Below are 16,128 nucleotides of genomic sequence, written 5' to 3'. Positions count from 1 at the left end.
ATCCAGTGAATATCACCGAAGGCCTTCGCCAGTCCCTTGAAGTTATCCGGGGCAACAAAGTCAGAAGTTTTCTCACCATGCTCGGCATCAATTTCGGCGTGGGCTGTCTGATCGCCATTTCCGTCGTCGGTCTCGCCTTCCGCGATTCGGTCAATTCGGAAATGGGTCGCTACGGCTCCACTCTGCTCTGGGTTCAGACAAACTGGCGTGCCTACGCCTCCTATGAACCGCGGACATACATGTCTGAAAGGGACAAAACCTATTTTGAATCCGCCTTGCCCGGAATGATCAGCATCGAATCCATTTTTGATGCCAATTACACCGTCTCCTATAAGGGAAACACAACTCAGACCACTGTTATGGGTGTCGAACCGGCCCATTTCGATATGTTTTCCGTCAATATGGAGCAGGGCCGGCTCTTTATGGATGATGATATTCAGAATAAACGGGCTGTCTGCATCCTCAGGCCCGATATCGCCGCCACGCTTTTCGAGGACGAGGACCCCCTGGGGAAAATGGTCACCATCAACGACAGAAATTTCAAAGTGATCGGTATTACCGAGCGAATGGGGCAGGGGTTTATCAGCGACGGATCGGACAATAACACCATTTTCGTTTCCCAGGATTATGTAGCCACCAGAATCTGGGACGGCAGGGATATCAAATACTGGTTTCTGATTATGAAGTTCGATGTCCTGGATAATGTCAATCTGGCCCAGGAGAGGATCACTCATTACCTGAATACAAAATACGGAAAACTGCGCGGCGAAGAGCGTTTTCAGATAGAACGGCTCGATACCTATGTGGGGATGGTGGATAAAATTCTCAACATCATCTCCGTTCTGGTTCTGGTCATCGCCGTTATTTCCATAGTCGTCGGCGGACTGGGCATCATGAATATCATGCTGGTCGCCGTAACGGAACGAACAAGGGAAATCGGTATCCGTATGGCCATAGGGGCGACATCCCGGGATATTCTCGTTCAATTCGTCATAGAATCCATAGCCCTCTGCCTCATAGGCGGCGGGACGGGAATCATTTTCGGAGCCACCCTTGCGGCGGTAGCCTGTGCCATACTGGAGTGGAAATTCATGATCAGTCTGTCCATTGTTCTGGGAGCTCTTTTTATCTCCACTTCCATCGGACTGATTTTCGGGATATATCCCTCCTATAAAGCTTCCAAACTGATGCCGATTGAGGCTCTGAGGTCGGAGGTTTAGAGGAAATACTATGTTTAAAACCCTTTTTGCCGAAGCCATATTTGCCATAACCGCCAATAAATCCCGGACGCTTCTCACTCTGCTGGGAATCGTTATCGGTATAGCTTCCGTCATTACCGTTCTGGCGGCGGGCGAGGGCGGAAAATCCATAATCATGAAAGAGTTCGAAGGTTTGTCTCCGACGACGCTGCAGATCATGCCCAACTGGCAGGACTGGAGTTACAACCGGGCCTTTGATATCGAAGGGATGACTGACCGCGACTTGAAGGATCTGGAGAATCTGGGGAAACATATCCGGAGCATTGCGCCGATCTCCAATATGAGCTCCATTATAAAAGTCGGCGATGTGGAAAAGCGCCTTTCGGTAACCGGAACCAACAGCAATTATATAGACTTCGTCGAGTTCGAACTGGAGTCCGGACGGATTATCATGGATGAAGAGGTAACGGGCCAGAGCAAGGTCGCCATAATCGGCCAGATTATAAAGGAAGAGTTTTTTCCCGATAGCGATCCGGTGGGGCAGTATATGTCCGTCTTCGGCACGCCTGTCAAAATAATCGGCGTTCTCAAAAGAAAGGAGAAAGCCGATACCATTTCCATCTCCAATCCCGATGACGGCTATAACAATGCCATTGTCGTACCCATTTCCCTTTTCGAACGGCTTTTCGCCAACGAGGGGGATTTCTATACGGTGCTCTGCCGGGCCAATTCCATCGAGGAGATTCCCAAAGCCAAGAAGGAAATTCTTAACATACTGGCGAGAAACCATGGCAAATGGGACGATCGCATTAATAAATTCATGATTTTCGGAATGAAAGAACAGCTCGATATGATCAATACGGTCGTCGGGACGGTGACAATCGGGGTCGCCGTCCTGGCGGGTATCGCCCTTCTGGTGGCGGCTATCGGCATTATGAACATCATGCTGGTTTCCGTGAAGGAGAGAACCAGGGAGATCGGTCTGCGCAAGGCTATAGGGGCCAAAGAATGGCATATCCGCTCCCAGTTCCTGATTGAGACCCTGATTCTCTGCGGAGGAGGGGGGCTTCTCGGTCTGGGGCTGTCTTTCGCCGCATCCTATCTTATCGGGTATTTCGCCAAATGGCCGGTTATCATCAATCCTGCAACGGCGGCTTTTTCGGTCCTGCTCTCATTGCTGACCGGCCTTCTTTCCGGATTCTATCCGGCGACCCGTGCCGCGGCCCTTATCCCTCACGAAGCTCTGCGCTACGAATAGATTTTTTACTGCTTCCTCCAGTCGAAAATGTGTATAATGAAATCCCCAATCAAGGAGATTTCTATGGGCCGACGTATTTCCCTCAAACTGTTCAATCTTTTTTTTCTTCTCATCATCATTTCCCCAGTGACAGCCCAGTTCGGCGGGCCGGGTCGCAACAATTCAAACGGCATTATCGCCGTTGCCGGAGCCGCCGGAACGGACCGCGTCATCACCGTCGGCGGGCGTTTGACTCCTTTAAGGAAAATTACCCACAGCATCAGCGTCGAAGGATATGTCGATGCCATTCTTGTGAAACAGGGAGACCGGGTCTCTCCCGGATCTCCTCTCGCCAGGATCAGCCGCGATGTCATAGGCGAAAGTTATCGACCGGTCATTCTCGAATCGCGGATCTCCGGTATCGTTTCGCAGATCCATATTTATGAGAACGAATCGGTCAGATCAGGCGCGGAAGCTGTTACGGTTCTCGACGACCGTTCCTATCTTCTCAAGGTTAGCCTGAGTGATCGCGATGCCCCGGCGGTCCGCAGGCTGGGTGCTCTGCCTGTCCAGGGGATGACCCCCGAGGGGCAGTCATTCAGAGGCCGTATTGAATCGCTTTCAACCGAACCGGATTACAATACGGGACTTTTTACCCTGACAATTTCCTTTCCCCGCAGCAGCGACCTCTATCTGGGGACGGTTCTTTTTGTCGACCTTCCCGTGGAAAAGGCATCGGGCATCGCTATTGAATCATCTGCCGTAATCAGGGAAGAGGGGAAGGCTTATGTCTGGATTATCGATGATCAGGGGCTTATCCGGAAACAGGCCGTTGTTGCCGGAGACATTTCTGAAGAGAATATAGAGATAAAAGAGGGAATAGCCGAGGGGACCCGCTATATCCGGACTCCTTCGGGAGAAGAGAAGCCTGATATGTCCATCAGGGAATTGATACAGGCCACGATGTCGGGGAATGCGGCTCCCGGAGGCAACTGATGCTCAATTTCCTTTTCCATAAATCGACAGGTTTTTTTCTGCTTGTCCTCCTTCTTATCGGAGCCGGCGTTTTCGTTCTCTTCAGGTTGCCCGTCCTCATGTATCCCCAGACGCGAAGGCCTCAGGTTTCGGTTAGCATCAGCCATCCCGGCATTTCCGCTGTGGATTTTCAGGAGCAGTATGCCGACAGGATAGAGAGCAGCCTTATGGCTCTTTCCGGACTGGATCTGATGGAAGCGACCTATTCCACCGATTCGAGCCGATTTACCCTTACTTTCGACTGGAATGTGGAGAGCGAGGAGGCCCATATGGCTGTGGAAAGCCAGATGGTGACCATCAATGCGACTCTTCCCGATGTTATCCGCGATTCCTATTCGGTCCGTTTTTACGAAGGGGAGAACGCCGGATATCTCGTAATGGGCCTGACTTCGGCGTCCACACCTTCAGACGAGCTTTATAATATTCTTAAAACCAATATGGAACCGAGGCTTCTCAAAGTGGGGGACCTGGAGGAGATCGGGTTCTATAACACCAAGCGCCTTGTCGTGGAAATGACACTCCGGCAGGAAAAAATGCTTTCCTACGGCATCACGATCAACGATGTGAATTCGGCCCTGCAGTCCGGTTTCCTTCCCCAGCCGCTCGGTTCTCTCCGTACGCCCGAAGGGCGATACAGTCTCCGTCTGGAAAGAACAGAGAGAAGCCTCGAGAATCTGGCCAGGCTTGAAATCAAAGAAGTCGGCGATTCCCTTATCAGCCTCGATGATATTGCCGACCTGGATATACGTTATACACTTCCAAGCCGTGTTTTTCTCGTCGAAGGGGTTCCGGCCGTTCAGTTGACCGCCACTCCTGTCGAGGGCGGAAATGTCAACGCGCTGACCAGCGATATCGAAAAGATCATTGAAGAGGGGCGGCTCGGAGGGCTTATTCCCGAAGACACGCAGACTGCTCTCTATCTCGACCCTGCCAAATATATCCGGAAGTCAATCGATAATGTCATTCAGGCGGCCATTATCGGGGGCTTTCTGGCTATTCTGGTCGTTTTTCTGGTTCTGGGAGAGTGGAAGAATACGCTGTTGATCGCCATTTCACTCCCGGTCAGCATTATTTTCAGTTTTCTTTTTATGTGGGCTTTCGGGGGAACGATCAACCTGATTTCTCTCGGCGGGCTGGCTCTTGCCGTAGGGATGATTGTCGACTCCACCATAGTTGTCATGGAGAATATCCATCGTCACCGGCTTGAAGCCGGAGACGGAGCCAACCGCATTCTTCACTGGAAGAAGGTGGTTCTCGATGCGGTGGCGCAGGTCCGCTCACCGGTTATCGCTTCGACTCTCACATCGGTCCTTGTTTTTCTTCCCATCTCTTTTACCGCTCCGCTGACAAACGCCATACTGGGAGATCAGGCCCGTTCCGTTGTTTTCGCCCTTCTCGGTTCTCTTCTGGTTTCCCTGACGGTTGTTCCCGTTCTGGCCTTCTATGTGTTTATGGGGCATCAGAAGCAGAGCCGCGTCCTTGGTTTTCTGCAGAGAGGAGATAAGAAGTTCTTTCACGGGCTTATTTCCCTATACGGCAGGAGCCTCGACTGGCTGATGGCCCGAAAAGCCAGAGCCGCCTTATTCCTTTTAATAGCATTCGGGATTCTCGTAACAGCCGTTCTCACTGTTTTTCCCCGGATCCCCAAGGAGATTATATCCACCCCCACATCAGACAGGATCATCATCTTTTTCCGCAACTCCGAGGTCTCCGATCCGGAGGTCTATATGGAGGAAATCCTTCCGGAGATGAATGCGAAGATAGACGACGTTCTGGGGGATTTGCTGCTCGATCGCTTTACCAATCTCATGGGCCGGTTCAATCAGACATTCCTCGACCTCCGCAGTTCCGATGATACAGAGGAAGCCATGGCCAGGCTCCAGAAAGCTTTTGTTTCCGAGGGAGACTGGTATTACAACATTATGACCTGGAACCCCGCGGAGCTGCCGCTGCCCAGAAGTTATGATTTCCAGCTCAGCCTCTACGGGCCCGATGCGGCTGTGAAAGTCGATCTGCTCACCTCTATTCAGACCCTTCTCAATGAGGAGGAGATTTTCCGTATGGTCTTCACCCAGCCCTCTTCCTCTATTGTCGATCAGCTGAATCTGACTTCCCGGAAAGAGACTGTTGGCAGTTTCACCGGGCTTTCCGAATCATCGCTGACTTCGCTGATCCGGAGAATCCTGAGCGGCACTTCGTCCATTTCGCTGACAGACGGTGTCGAGAATATCCAGGTATCCGCTTCCTATCCGGCGGATCTGGTCGATTCAAGGGAAAAACTGGAGGATTTTCTTATTCCCTGGCAGCAGCAGTTCATTCCTCTCAAACACTTCTTCAATTTCTCCAAAAGCAGCGGCGTGTCCCAGGTATACAGTGAGAACGGCGAGCCGGCATTCCGTCTTTTCGGAATAGCCGGACGGAGAATCAGCGATGCCGAGAGACTGGAGCTCCAATCCCGGGCCGAAATATTTCTGAGCGAAAACCTGACTCTGCCCGAAGGATACAGTTACACCTTTGACAACCCCCGCATGGAGATGGACAAATCAATCCGCTCACTCTTCGTGGCTCTGGGAATCTCTGTCATTCTCATCTATCTTCTGCTGGCTTTCCAGTTCGATTCCCTGTGGATCCCGCTGGTTATCCTTGTCACCATTCCGCTGGGACTGGTCGGTGTTATCTTCAGTTTGTGGATTTTCAATTCGACATTGAACCTCAACTCGCTGCTGGGAACGATTCTTCTGGGAGGCATAGTGGTGAACAACGCCATTATCCTCATCGACTTCTACCTGAAATCGAGACTGGAGTTTTCCGATTACCGCGAGGCTCTATCCCATGCGGCCAGAATCCGCTTCCAGCCGATTCTCATAACCACGCTGACGACCATTTTCGGCATGCTGCCCCTGGCTATCGGAATGGGAGAGGGGTCCAATATTCTTCAGCCCTTGGGTATAGCCGTCTCGGGAGGGCTTCTCGTATCGACTTTATTTGCCATATACGCTGTCCCGTCGCTCATCGTTCTGACGCACAGCAATAAAAAATCACGTCACCACAGAGAGAGGAATCATGAAAACAACCAATAGAAAACTGTTACTGCTGACTCTGATTTTCTCAATGGCTTCTTTTTTGCCGGCCGATCCGCTTATCCTCTCGCTGGAAGAGGCCTGGAATATCATGGAGATCAACAACAGCGACCTCAACAAGCTGTATCTGCAATGGGGCGCGGCGCTCCGCAAATCTGGCAGCCGCGAATATCTGCGTCCCTCCATAAGCGCCGAGGCGGGGATCAGCCGTTCGTCGGGATTGATCAGCCTCCTGACGAATGAAGACACTGTTACTAATTTTGATGAGAAGAAGAACTGGACCGTCAGCGGAGCTCTAAAACTCTCCTGGTCATTGGCTCCGGGGGTAAGTCTCGAGGCGAAAAGCAGGGCCATAGACGAAGAGCTGCTCCGTCTCCAGATCGAAGAGAAAACCCGTTCTCTCAAATACAGCCTGACCGTTCTCTACTACCAGATCCTGGCGGGAGAGGAGCAGATCGCGCTCCAGGAGGAAAACCTCCGACTGACCACATCGCGGGTCGAGCAGGCAGAGGAAAAATACAATCAGGGGCTTCTGTCGGAGCTCGATCTCCTGTCGGCAAGACTCTCGGCGGCGCGGGATGTTCCGAAGCTTCAGAAGGCGAAAGCCGATCAGGAGAAGCGCTATCTGACCTTCAAGAGCTATCTGGAAATGGACAGATCGACAGAGGTGGCGCTCACCGGCAGAACCATCGATTCCATTGAACTGCCCGATCTCGAGACCGCCCTTATGGATGTCCGATCGCATATCGACCTGAAATTGCTGGTCCTTCAGATCGAAAAGGCGAAAATCAGTCTGGAAAAATCCGGAAAGACTTCCTTCGTGCCCACTTTGACGCCGTCGCTCAACTGGAATAATAACATCAGCACTGATTTTTATGATGCTGGTGAATTCGAGCCCGATTTATTTAAGGACACCATTTCACTGGGGCTCACTCTGAAAATCCCTCTCGACAGTTATCTTCCCGGTTCATCGGAAAGGCTCGCTATGCAAAGCCTTGAAGAGGCCATTGAGATCGCCGAGATAAACAGGGAAAAGTCCGCCCGCTCTCTCGAGGACAAAGTGAGGACTCTTTATCTGGATATGGAACTGAGCCGTTCCAATGTGGAACTCCAGAAGCTGAGCATCTCTCTTCTCGAACAGACCGTGGCGAAAAACGAGCAGCTCTATGAAAACGGAAGGCTCTCGCTCGCCGACCTTGAGGATAGCCGGATGGACCTGAAGGCTGCGGTCCTGACCCTGGAGGATGAGAAAAGAAATCTGACAAACCTGACCATTGAGGCGGCTTACCTTTTAAATCTAAATTAAACAGAGAGGCTCTGTACCTATCCATAGAAATTCTATAAAGTACGTTATGGTCAGAAAAGAATTTTTTACAGGCATGCGGGACACCTTTCCCCTTCTGCTGGGGGCGTTCCCTTTCGGATTGATCTACGGGGCCCTGGCTGTTTCCGCCGGATTATCGACACCGGCGGTTCTGGGCATGTCCGCCATTGTCTTCGCGGGATCGGCTCAGTTTATCGCTGTAGGACTGGTGGCAGCGGGCGCTCCCGTCTCCATAATCATTCTGACCACCTTCGTCGTCAATCTCCGCCATATGCTTTACAGCGCGGCTTTGCTTCCGGATCTGAAAAATCTCAATCAGCGCTGGCGTTTTGTTCTCGCCTTTTTTCTGACCGATGAAACATTCGCCGTAGCCGCCGGTCGGTGGAGGAACAGCGATGTCTCTCCCTTTAAACACTACTATCAGCTCGGATCCTCTCTGGCCATGTATCTCAACTGGCAATTCTGGACGCTGATGGGACTGCTCGTGGGCAGCCGAATCCCCGATGCGGAAGCCTGGGGGCTCGATGTGGCCATGGTCGTCACATTTATCGGCATGACCATTCCCTACATCCGCAGCAAACCCATGGTTATGGCGGTTCTCACTTCCGCCGCCGTTTCGCTTATCAGCTGGCAGCTCCCCTATAAACTGGGTCTGATTTTAGCCGCTGTGGCCGGCATTGCCGCGGGAGTCTCCATGGAAAAAATGGCCTCGATGAAAAAAAGCCGGGAGGTGAAGCCATGACCGCGATGCAGGAACTTTTCATGATTCTCGGGATGATGGCAGTCACTTTTTCCGTCCGCTATGTTCTTCTCGCCTTTTCCGGCCGTTTCACCCTTCCCGAAAGCCTGGAGAGAGCCCTCCGTTATGTTCCGCCTGCCGTTCTGACAGCCATAATCATCCCTTCGGTGCTACTGCCTGACGGACAATGGGATATTTCAATGGGAAATGCCTATCTGCCGGCGGCAGTCGCCGCTACGATTGCGGGTTTTCTTTTCCCGAAGAAGGTGCTGGCGGCTTCCATCATTTCCGGGCTGGTTGTTTTCGCCCTGTTTTCGTGGCTTCTGCCTATTGCCAGTTGAGTTTGTATATACTGATTTTCTCACGGATTCCCTTCAGCTTCGCCGGTCCGCAGGGCATCAGGATATCCTTTTTTCTCCGGGTATGTTTCATATAATCTTCATAGAATGCCTGCGAAGCGAAAATCCGGTCTCTTTCTTCATACAGATCGCCGCTTTTGGGCAGTGAACTTTTTTTAAGACCTTCAATTCTGAATGTAATGTTTATATCTATGCCGTGTATATCTTCGGTAGCCGGGTCGATTACATAGGTCTGTCCCTTATGAAGGCCTATCCGGACTTGAATGGGAGGGTTTTTTGATCTGCTGTTTCTCTTTTGAAGTGTTTTCAGGATTTTTATGGCGCAATTGGCCGCCTGGGTCGACTTTTCGAAAGTCGCGAGAAATCCGTCGCCCGTATTTTTGTAGAATAGAACCGGGGCGCTGTACAGAATCGGTTTGGCAATTGTATTCAGCCTTTGCTTTAAATGGAAAGCGATCTGTTCATCGTAAACCGACTGCCTGGTGGATCCGCAGATGTCCAGAACCATAATTGCTGAATCGTTTTGCACTTCGGTGAGGGAGACAATCTGAGATTCTCCCGACTGAACAGTCACGACGACAGCTTCGGCCAGTTTGATCTGAAGGGGGAGGCTGACTTCTCTTTTTTTCGAACCGACGGGAAGCCATTTGTAATGGGAATAATACTCCGACCCGTTGGAGGACTTTTCATCCCTTATGTATAGCCTGTCCTTTTCCTGGATGATCGTGGCGTGCCTTGAGGAAATGTATTTGTTGCCAATGGATATCTGCGCTTGCGGATCTCTGCCCATAAGGATTTCTCCCTCCGACAGATTATAGAAGCTGCTGCTGTTTGTAAGAATGTCCTTAACCTCTATCCTCAGCATCATGTGCCCGGTAAACCCCTTTCGTATTATTCATAAAGTATAGCAGGGAAAAAGTCTTTGTTCACGGTCCGATGGAAAAAACCGGCTTGATTAAAGCCGCATCAGCCTACACAATAAGCGAATGAAATACAAAGCAGTAATTTTCGATATGGACGGCACGCTTCTCGATACCATAGATGACATCGCCGATGCCTCAAACAGGATACTTAAAGAGATGGGATACCCGGAGCATCCGCGTGAGTCTTATTTCATGTTTGTCGGGAACGGCGCCAGAAAGCTCATAGACAGGGCTCTTCCGGAGGAAGTCGTAACAGATGAGCTGGTGGACAGGCTTTTAAGCGAGTTCCGTGTGGGATACCGGTCCATACAGTACAATAAAACAGATCTCTATGAAGGAATAGGCGATATGCTTTCCAAACTGAAGGCGTTGAGAATTCCTATGGCTATCGTCTCCAATAAGCCCGATGAAATGGTGAAGGAAATCGCAGATCATTATTTCGATCCCGGCCTCTTTGTTTCCATTGCGGGACAGAAAGACCATATTCCGGCCAAGCCCGATCCCCAAGGAGCTTTCGCGGCGGCTCGCGATCTGGGCGTCTCCCCCGATGAATGCCTTTTTGTCGGCGATTCTTCGGTGGATATGGATACCGCCCTTAATGCGGGAATGACTGGTGTCGGGGTATCCTGGGGATTCCGCTCCGTAGAGGAGTTGAAAGCCCATAAGGCCGCTTTTATCATTGACGCACCCGGTCAGCTGCTGTCTCTTTTTTCAGAAGCATAAGAATGGGAATGACCATGATGATCTGGGAGATGATCATGGCCTTTGCCGGTCCGAGAAGATCGGCGCCCCATCCCAGCAGAGGGGAATAGACCGCGAAAAGCAGGGCGCCGGCAAAGGATGTTATGGAACCCATTGTGGCCCGTTCGCTGTCGGTAAAGTGGCTATGGTTGAAGCTTTCCGAGGCGGTACAGCTGACTCCGAAAAAGAGAGATGTCGTGGAAATCAGCACCGGCGATGCCATGGTCGGAATACCGAGGGCAATGATATGGGTGATCCGGCTGTAGATTTTGGAAACGAGCATCATCGTCCGTACACCGTAACGGTCAATAACTTTTCCGCTGAACCAGAAGCTTACGGCGCCGCCCAGATTCGACAGGGTCCTAGCCAGCCCGACCGCCCATACGGGCCAGAGCAGAGAGACGAAAGCCGCCTGAAACTGATAGGCCGACTCGCCTCCCGCATCAGAGATGAGATTGGCGAGACTGACCCGTCTCAGTTCCCTGTTTTCTCTGAAAGCTCGGAAGGCTTTTTTCAGAATGTCCATTGAAGATTTATCTCCATCGCCATCGCTCGGCGGGTTTTTGAGAAATAGACTGAGAGGGATAATCGCCGCCTGAAAAAAGACGGAAATAATCAGAACCAGCCTGATGGACTGCTGGGCGATAATCCCTCCCAGAAGTGCCGAAAGGGCCAGGGCTATCTGGAAGAAGGAATTGACCCGCCCCGAATAGCCGTGAAATTCCTTTTCTTTTCCCAGGACTTTCAGTGAGTCGTAAAGCAGGGCGCTGTTATTGCCGCTGTAGAAAGCTGATGCGAGCCCTTCGAAAACCGCGCCTGCCATGAGTAGAAAAGATCCGGACGCCGCCGCGTACAAACCGACCGAAAGGGTTCCCGCCAAAGCTCCGGCCGTCAGAGTCATTTTTCTCCCGATGCGGTCCGAGAGTATCCCCGTGGGCAGTTCAAAAAAAGTCGATGCCAGACCGGTCACCGAGAACACGAGCATAGCCGTCATATAGGAACCCGATACCTGTGAAAAGTAGATGATGGCTACTGGCGAATAGAGACGGAAATCAGTAAAAAAATTAATGATTCCCAGGAGTTTTATGTTCTTTTCCATATGATGTGGCTGTGTTCTCCCAATGAGGCAAAAGGTTCTTTTCTGTAATAAAGCCGTTCCGATTCCAGCCATTCATCACGGCTGATAGGAAGGGGGATTATGGAGCGGAGGAAATGATTGAAAACCCTGATGCCAGACCGGAGGATAATCTCTCCCCTGACGGTTTTCAGGGTTTCTTCAATTTCATCCGGCGTCATTTTTCCCGTGGGCGTGAGTTTCCTGTGTTTGTGATTCGGTTTATCCTTAACCAGAAGCCTCCCGTTGAGGCCCCGCTTCAGCAGATATTTATTTGTGTTGTATATGAGAAGGGAGGCGAGCCCTCCCGGCTTCACAAGAGTCGCGCAATGCCTGACCGCAGAGGGAGGGTCGTCCATCCACTCGGCCACGCCGTGGAGCAGCACAAGATCGAAAAGACCTTCTTTCCCGGGGGATAGTTCCATAAGACTCGACTTTTTTAATGTAATTCTCATATCCAGTCCTGCGGCTTTGTTCTCCTCTTTCGCACGGGCCAGCATGGTTCCGGAAATATCGCAATGGAGCACTTCGTTCCCGAAAGCCGCGCAGAACCGGGCAAAACGTCCCGTACCTCCTCCTGCGTCCAGAACCCTCCACTTTCCTTCTCTCAGATCCGGACAGAAATCCAGAATATCCTCTTTGAGAAGCTCAAACCTTATGTATCCCTTATCTGTTCCGTATATTTTATCTTCCAGTCTTAAGGCGAGAGAATCGAAATTTCTATCCATCCGTCCATAATAAGATGAAAATCCCCTATAATCAAATTAGAGATGAATAAAAAAAGATCGAATCAGAGCATTCGTTATTGTCTATATATATTAAAGTGAATATACTTGACTTTATCGGAGGTTATCATGCAGTTAAATTGTCTGGATTGCTCAAATAAATCCTGTAAAACCAGAGGCGCCGATTGTTTCGGTCTTCACGATCACAGTGTCGCCCGTTATAAAGAGGGAGATCACCCCCGCATGGTGAAGTCCAGTTCAGCGCTCATCGATAACGGCCGGGCCGGAGAATTGTCCCGTTTTCAGGAAATCATCGAATTCTGCAAACTGCAGGGATATGAGAATGTCGGCTTGGCATACTGCTTCGGACTCGAAGTTCTGGCTGAGGAAGTGCGGTACAAAATGGAATCAGCGGGAATTAATATCCTGCCGGCCCGATGTACCATGGGCGGCGTCAAGGAACCGGAAATCGATGAAAGCAAAGAGGCTCCCCATATTTCCTGCAATCCCGCGGGTCAGGCTGAGTTTCTCAATAAAAGAGCCGACTTCGTTGTGGAGATGGGACTCTGCCTCGGACATGATGTCATGTTTCATCAGGAACTCAAAGTTCCGTTTACCGTACTTGTTGTTAAGGACAGGGTGTATAGCCACAACACCGTTGAAGCTATAATCAACTACAAGGCTGAATAAAGCAAAAAAAAAGACCGCCTTCCATAGAGGCAGCCCTTTTTTTTCAAGCACAAAATTTCAGTAAAATCTTTTGGAGAACGGCAAGGCCGGTTGAATCAGTTTATTCTCCCAAAGACTATAAGAGAATCAGGTAAAGCACGTTGAACAGCAGATTCTCTTTTGCGGAGAGCTTTCGTAAAAGCCGGATGAACCATCTCTCCATGTTCCGGGTGTAGGGGTAAGGCCGGATGTCTCAAGTACCCCCGGGAACAATAGTATTTTCTCATCCTGAAGAGCTGTTGTATATAGGAAAATTTCCTATTTTTGTGGCGATATTTGCATTTTTTTTTCTTTTTTTATCGAATTTCTGAAAATTACGTCCCACTGACTGGCCAGCATCCCCAATAGCATCAGTCCGCAGCCGATGTAACCTCGTAATGACATACCTTCAGCCAGAAAAATAATTCCGCCGATTACGGCGAATACCGATTCCAGGCTCATGATTATGGCAGAATGGGCCGGTGGGGCGTCTTTCTGTGCCACAACCTGTAGCGTGTAGGCTATCCCTACCGATCCCAGACCGCCGTATAGAATGGGGATCGTCGCCTGCAGAATGTCTTCGAGAATAATCGGCTCCCGGAAAACAGCTACGGCAAAACTGTAGAAAGAACAGACGGCGAACTGGATGGCAGACAGGACCAGGGGATCGATCTTCCTGGAGAAATGATCGATCGTCAGAACATGGATGGCAAAGAAAAGAGAGCAGGCCAGTATGAGAAGATCTCCCCTGCCGATTTGAAATCCCCCTTTTACGCTTATGAGGTATAGACCGGCTGCGGCAAAAAAAGCTCCGATCCATGTGGGCAACCCGGTTCTGTGACTGAGGGCAATTCCCAGAATGGGGACGAGAATAACGTAAAGGCCGGTTATGAAGCCCGCTTTACCCGCTGTGGTGTACTGGAGTCCAACCTGCTGCAGTGATGCTCCGAGAAACAGCACTGTGCCTGCTGCGATGCCGGCGATCAATACCCCTTTTCTGTTCAAACCGGACGATTTGTATGCCTCTCTTCTGTTCTTCCCGAAGAAAAGTATAAGTGGCATAAGGGAAAGGGAGCCCAAAGCAAAGCGAATGGCGTTGTACAGATAGGGGCCGATGTGGTCCATGCCGACAAGCTGAGCGACAAATGCGAACCCCCATATGGCGGAAGTCAAAATAAGCAGAATATCAGAGCGCAGTGTTTTTTTTTCCATAGGCTTTTGTACCATGTAGCGGGAAATAAGTCTATTATAAGGTTATGAAGATGAATTTGCAGAAACTAAAAGAGGCTGAGCAGCAATTTCTCAGCCGCTATCCCGGCGGATTCGGTAATCCCGAAATGGTCGTCATTTCCAGAAAGCACAAGCCGGAGAAAATGAAAACGCTGACAGAGGAGTCCTTTCTCCCCGATTTTTTTGAAGACCCGTCATTGATCGTGGAAAACATGATTAAAGTCGTGACACGGTCATCTATGGTATCGGTCTTCGAGAAGCCGAAATTCCGTGATTACGCGCGAATGATCAGCTCTGATGAAAAAGCGCTTCTCTCCAGGGGGCTTTATGAAAGGCTTTACGGCGATGAGGCCGGTGGTTTTGAAATGATGCTGGAAATCCTGAAGCTGGGCAAACTGGCTAAATGGACCCTTATGACTGTTATTCCCGTTTATTTCAGTCCCCATAAGGAGGTTTTTATCAAACCCACGACTGCAAAGAATGTAATAGGGTTTTTCGAAGTGGAGGATCTGGTCTACAAGCCTTATCCGACCTGGGATTTTTACAGGGGATTCAGAGACCTCATCGGTGAAATGAAAGATCAGGTCAGCGATTCCCTGTCTCCCACCAATGCCGCTTTTACGGGCTTTTTAATGATGAGCTCCGGTCTCTGAAATTTACATTCATGGAAATTTAACAGATAATTTCTTGTCAGTTCAGGAATTGAGGCATAGACTGTACAAAACTGCATAAGATAGTGAGGATCTATTATGAAAAAAACATCTCTTTTGGTTACAGCCCTGCTGTTCTTCTTTCTGTTCTCCTCTGCGGCGCTGTCTGTCGATGAATTCCATTATGCCTACGGTCAGTGGGAAATGCAGGGCAACCGCCTTGTTCAGAAAGATCTTTTAGCCGGTATGGCCCGGGTCGATATTCCCTTCCCCCAGGAGGGAACTGTTGTGTATGATTTTAATGTCCGCTATGAAGATGGTGGCACCGAAGACCTTCATGCAGGTTTCGGAATCCATTTGTTCGTTAACAATCCGGCTCCCGGAAAAGCATGGGGGAATGATAAATCCTATCTTCTCTGGCTGAATTACGATACCGATCCTTCGGGGATTACCAACGGCTTGAGCGCCCAGGTCTATAAAAGCCTCAGCCATCATGAAATGGAACTGGTTGCCGATTACGATCTGAACCGGTTTGCTTCCCTGCTTACCAATACCAACAAAGATGCGACCATTCCCGTGAAACTGGAAGTGAACAGCAATACGGGCGATGTTAAAATCGCCGATCCAATGCGAGACGGATGGGTGTATAAATTCAATCTCGGTAATGCGAAACCCCTGAACGGAAAATTCATTTCCCTGCGGACAAACAGCGGTAGCTTCAGCTTCGGTTACTGAGCTTTTGCCAATAAAAAAATAGAAGCCGTCCTGCCGGGATAGGATATCCCTGAGGACGGCTTGCATATATTAAAGCCTCAATCGAGGCATAACCTGGGGGAGTGTTCCTTTCGGATCATAATAAACCTCCCTTTCGATTTGTAAAAATATTTTACACCTTTTTAACTTTTCAATCCATAAATACTTTTCTCAACAGGATTTGACAGGCTTTTATCATTGTCGGAAATTCATTTGACATATTGGGTAAGTGCTTGTATTATAAATTAAGTGCACACGTGTGCGTAGAAGTAAATACTTAATATATAGGTATATAGCATAATGCAAAAATA

15 protein-coding genes are annotated in these 16,128 nt (G+C 50.0%); 11 read left to right on the top strand and 4 right to left on the bottom strand.

The window, feature by feature from the left end; all coding sequences use genetic code 11:
- The first annotated feature begins 5 nt into the window (after positions 1-5).
- The 7 genes from HNR50_RS13235 (at position 6) to HNR50_RS13205 (ending at position 8,955) form a co-directional block, all read left to right on the top strand.
- Positions 6-1,220, top strand: a complete 1,215-nt coding sequence (locus tag HNR50_RS13235) for an ABC transporter permease (RefSeq protein ID WP_184747252.1) — start codon at positions 6-8, stop codon at positions 1,218-1,220.
- A gap of 10 nt (positions 1,221-1,230) precedes the next feature.
- Positions 1,231-2,457, top strand: coding sequence for an ABC transporter permease (locus HNR50_RS13230; RefSeq protein ID WP_184747251.1), 1,227 nt, complete (start codon positions 1,231-1,233; stop codon positions 2,455-2,457).
- 63 nt (positions 2,458-2,520) lie between these two features.
- A complete protein-coding gene (locus HNR50_RS13225) occupies positions 2,521-3,432 on the top strand; it encodes an efflux RND transporter periplasmic adaptor subunit (protein WP_184747250.1) in 912 nt (303 codons plus the stop codon).
- Positions 3,432-6,551, top strand: a complete 3,120-nt coding sequence (locus HNR50_RS13220) for an efflux RND transporter permease subunit (protein WP_184747249.1) — start codon at positions 3,432-3,434, stop codon at positions 6,549-6,551. The genes HNR50_RS13225 and HNR50_RS13220 overlap by 1 nt, the downstream gene beginning before the upstream one ends.
- Positions 6,535-7,857, top strand: coding sequence for a TolC family protein (locus HNR50_RS13215; RefSeq protein WP_184747248.1), 1,323 nt, complete (start codon positions 6,535-6,537; stop codon positions 7,855-7,857). The genes HNR50_RS13220 and HNR50_RS13215 overlap by 17 nt, the downstream gene beginning before the upstream one ends.
- Before the next feature lie 46 nt (positions 7,858-7,903).
- Complete coding sequence (locus tag HNR50_RS13210) at positions 7,904-8,617, top strand: AzlC family ABC transporter permease (RefSeq protein ID WP_184747247.1); 714 nt, start codon at positions 7,904-7,906, stop codon at positions 8,615-8,617.
- The gene (locus HNR50_RS13205) at positions 8,614-8,955 is read left to right on the top strand and encodes an AzlD domain-containing protein (protein WP_221439880.1); all 342 of its coding nucleotides are present in this window, start codon (positions 8,614-8,616) and stop codon (positions 8,953-8,955) included. The genes HNR50_RS13210 and HNR50_RS13205 overlap by 4 nt, the downstream gene beginning before the upstream one ends.
- Here HNR50_RS13205 and HNR50_RS13200 read toward each other — a convergent pair.
- Entirely contained in the window at positions 8,942-9,841 is a 900-nt protein-coding gene (locus HNR50_RS13200) for an adenylate/guanylate cyclase domain-containing protein (protein WP_184747246.1), read from the bottom strand. The two genes, HNR50_RS13205 and HNR50_RS13200, sit on opposite strands and share 14 nt — an antisense overlap.
- A 118-nt stretch (positions 9,842-9,959) precedes the next feature.
- Between HNR50_RS13200 and HNR50_RS13195 the strand changes: the two genes are divergently transcribed.
- Positions 9,960-10,619, top strand: coding sequence for an HAD family hydrolase (locus HNR50_RS13195; protein ID WP_184747245.1), 660 nt, complete (start codon positions 9,960-9,962; stop codon positions 10,617-10,619).
- On the opposite strand, the gene HNR50_RS13190 is transcribed toward HNR50_RS13195, so the two are convergent.
- Positions 10,573-11,736 carry an MFS transporter gene (locus HNR50_RS13190; protein WP_184747244.1) on the bottom strand — a complete coding sequence of 388 codons (1,164 nt, stop codon included), beginning with the start codon at positions 11,734-11,736 and terminating at the stop codon, positions 10,573-10,575. The genes HNR50_RS13195 and HNR50_RS13190 overlap by 47 nt on opposite strands.
- The gene (locus HNR50_RS13185) at positions 11,721-12,479 is read right to left on the bottom strand and encodes a methyltransferase domain-containing protein (protein WP_184747243.1); all 759 of its coding nucleotides are present in this window, start codon (positions 12,477-12,479) and stop codon (positions 11,721-11,723) included. Before HNR50_RS13185 ends, HNR50_RS13190 begins: the two co-directional genes overlap by 16 nt.
- A gap of 126 nt (positions 12,480-12,605) precedes the next feature.
- Between HNR50_RS13185 and HNR50_RS13180 the strand changes: the two genes are divergently transcribed.
- The gene (locus HNR50_RS13180) at positions 12,606-13,166 is read left to right on the top strand and encodes a DUF1847 domain-containing protein (RefSeq protein ID WP_184747242.1); all 561 of its coding nucleotides are present in this window, start codon (positions 12,606-12,608) and stop codon (positions 13,164-13,166) included.
- A 297-nt stretch (positions 13,167-13,463) separates the two neighbouring features.
- Here the strand turns inward: HNR50_RS13180 and HNR50_RS13175 are convergent, their stop codons facing one another.
- Positions 13,464-14,396 carry a DMT family transporter gene (locus HNR50_RS13175; protein WP_184747241.1) on the bottom strand — a complete coding sequence of 311 codons (933 nt, stop codon included), beginning with the start codon at positions 14,394-14,396 and terminating at the stop codon, positions 13,464-13,466.
- Positions 14,397-14,440: 44 nt separating this feature from the next.
- Here HNR50_RS13175 and HNR50_RS13170 point away from each other — a divergent pair, with 44 nt between their 5' ends.
- Together HNR50_RS13170 and HNR50_RS13165 are read left to right on the top strand one after the other, a co-directional pair.
- Positions 14,441-15,067: a hypothetical protein gene (locus tag HNR50_RS13170; RefSeq protein ID WP_221439879.1), complete on the top strand. Its 627-nt coding sequence runs from the start codon at positions 14,441-14,443 to the stop codon at positions 15,065-15,067.
- Positions 15,068-15,163: 96 nt separating this feature from the next.
- The gene (locus tag HNR50_RS13165; protein ID WP_184747240.1) at positions 15,164-15,799 is read left to right on the top strand and encodes a hypothetical protein; all 636 of its coding nucleotides are present in this window, start codon (positions 15,164-15,166) and stop codon (positions 15,797-15,799) included.
- Positions 15,800-16,128 lie beyond the last annotated feature (329 nt).

Origin of the sequence: Spirochaeta isovalerica (assembly GCF_014207565.1) — a bacterium.
GTDB lineage: Bacteria > Spirochaetota > Spirochaetia > DSM-2461 > DSM-2461 > Spirochaeta_F > Spirochaeta_F isovalerica.
Note: the sequence above shows the minus strand (reverse complement) of the source record. Positions and strands in the feature narration are given on the sequence as shown.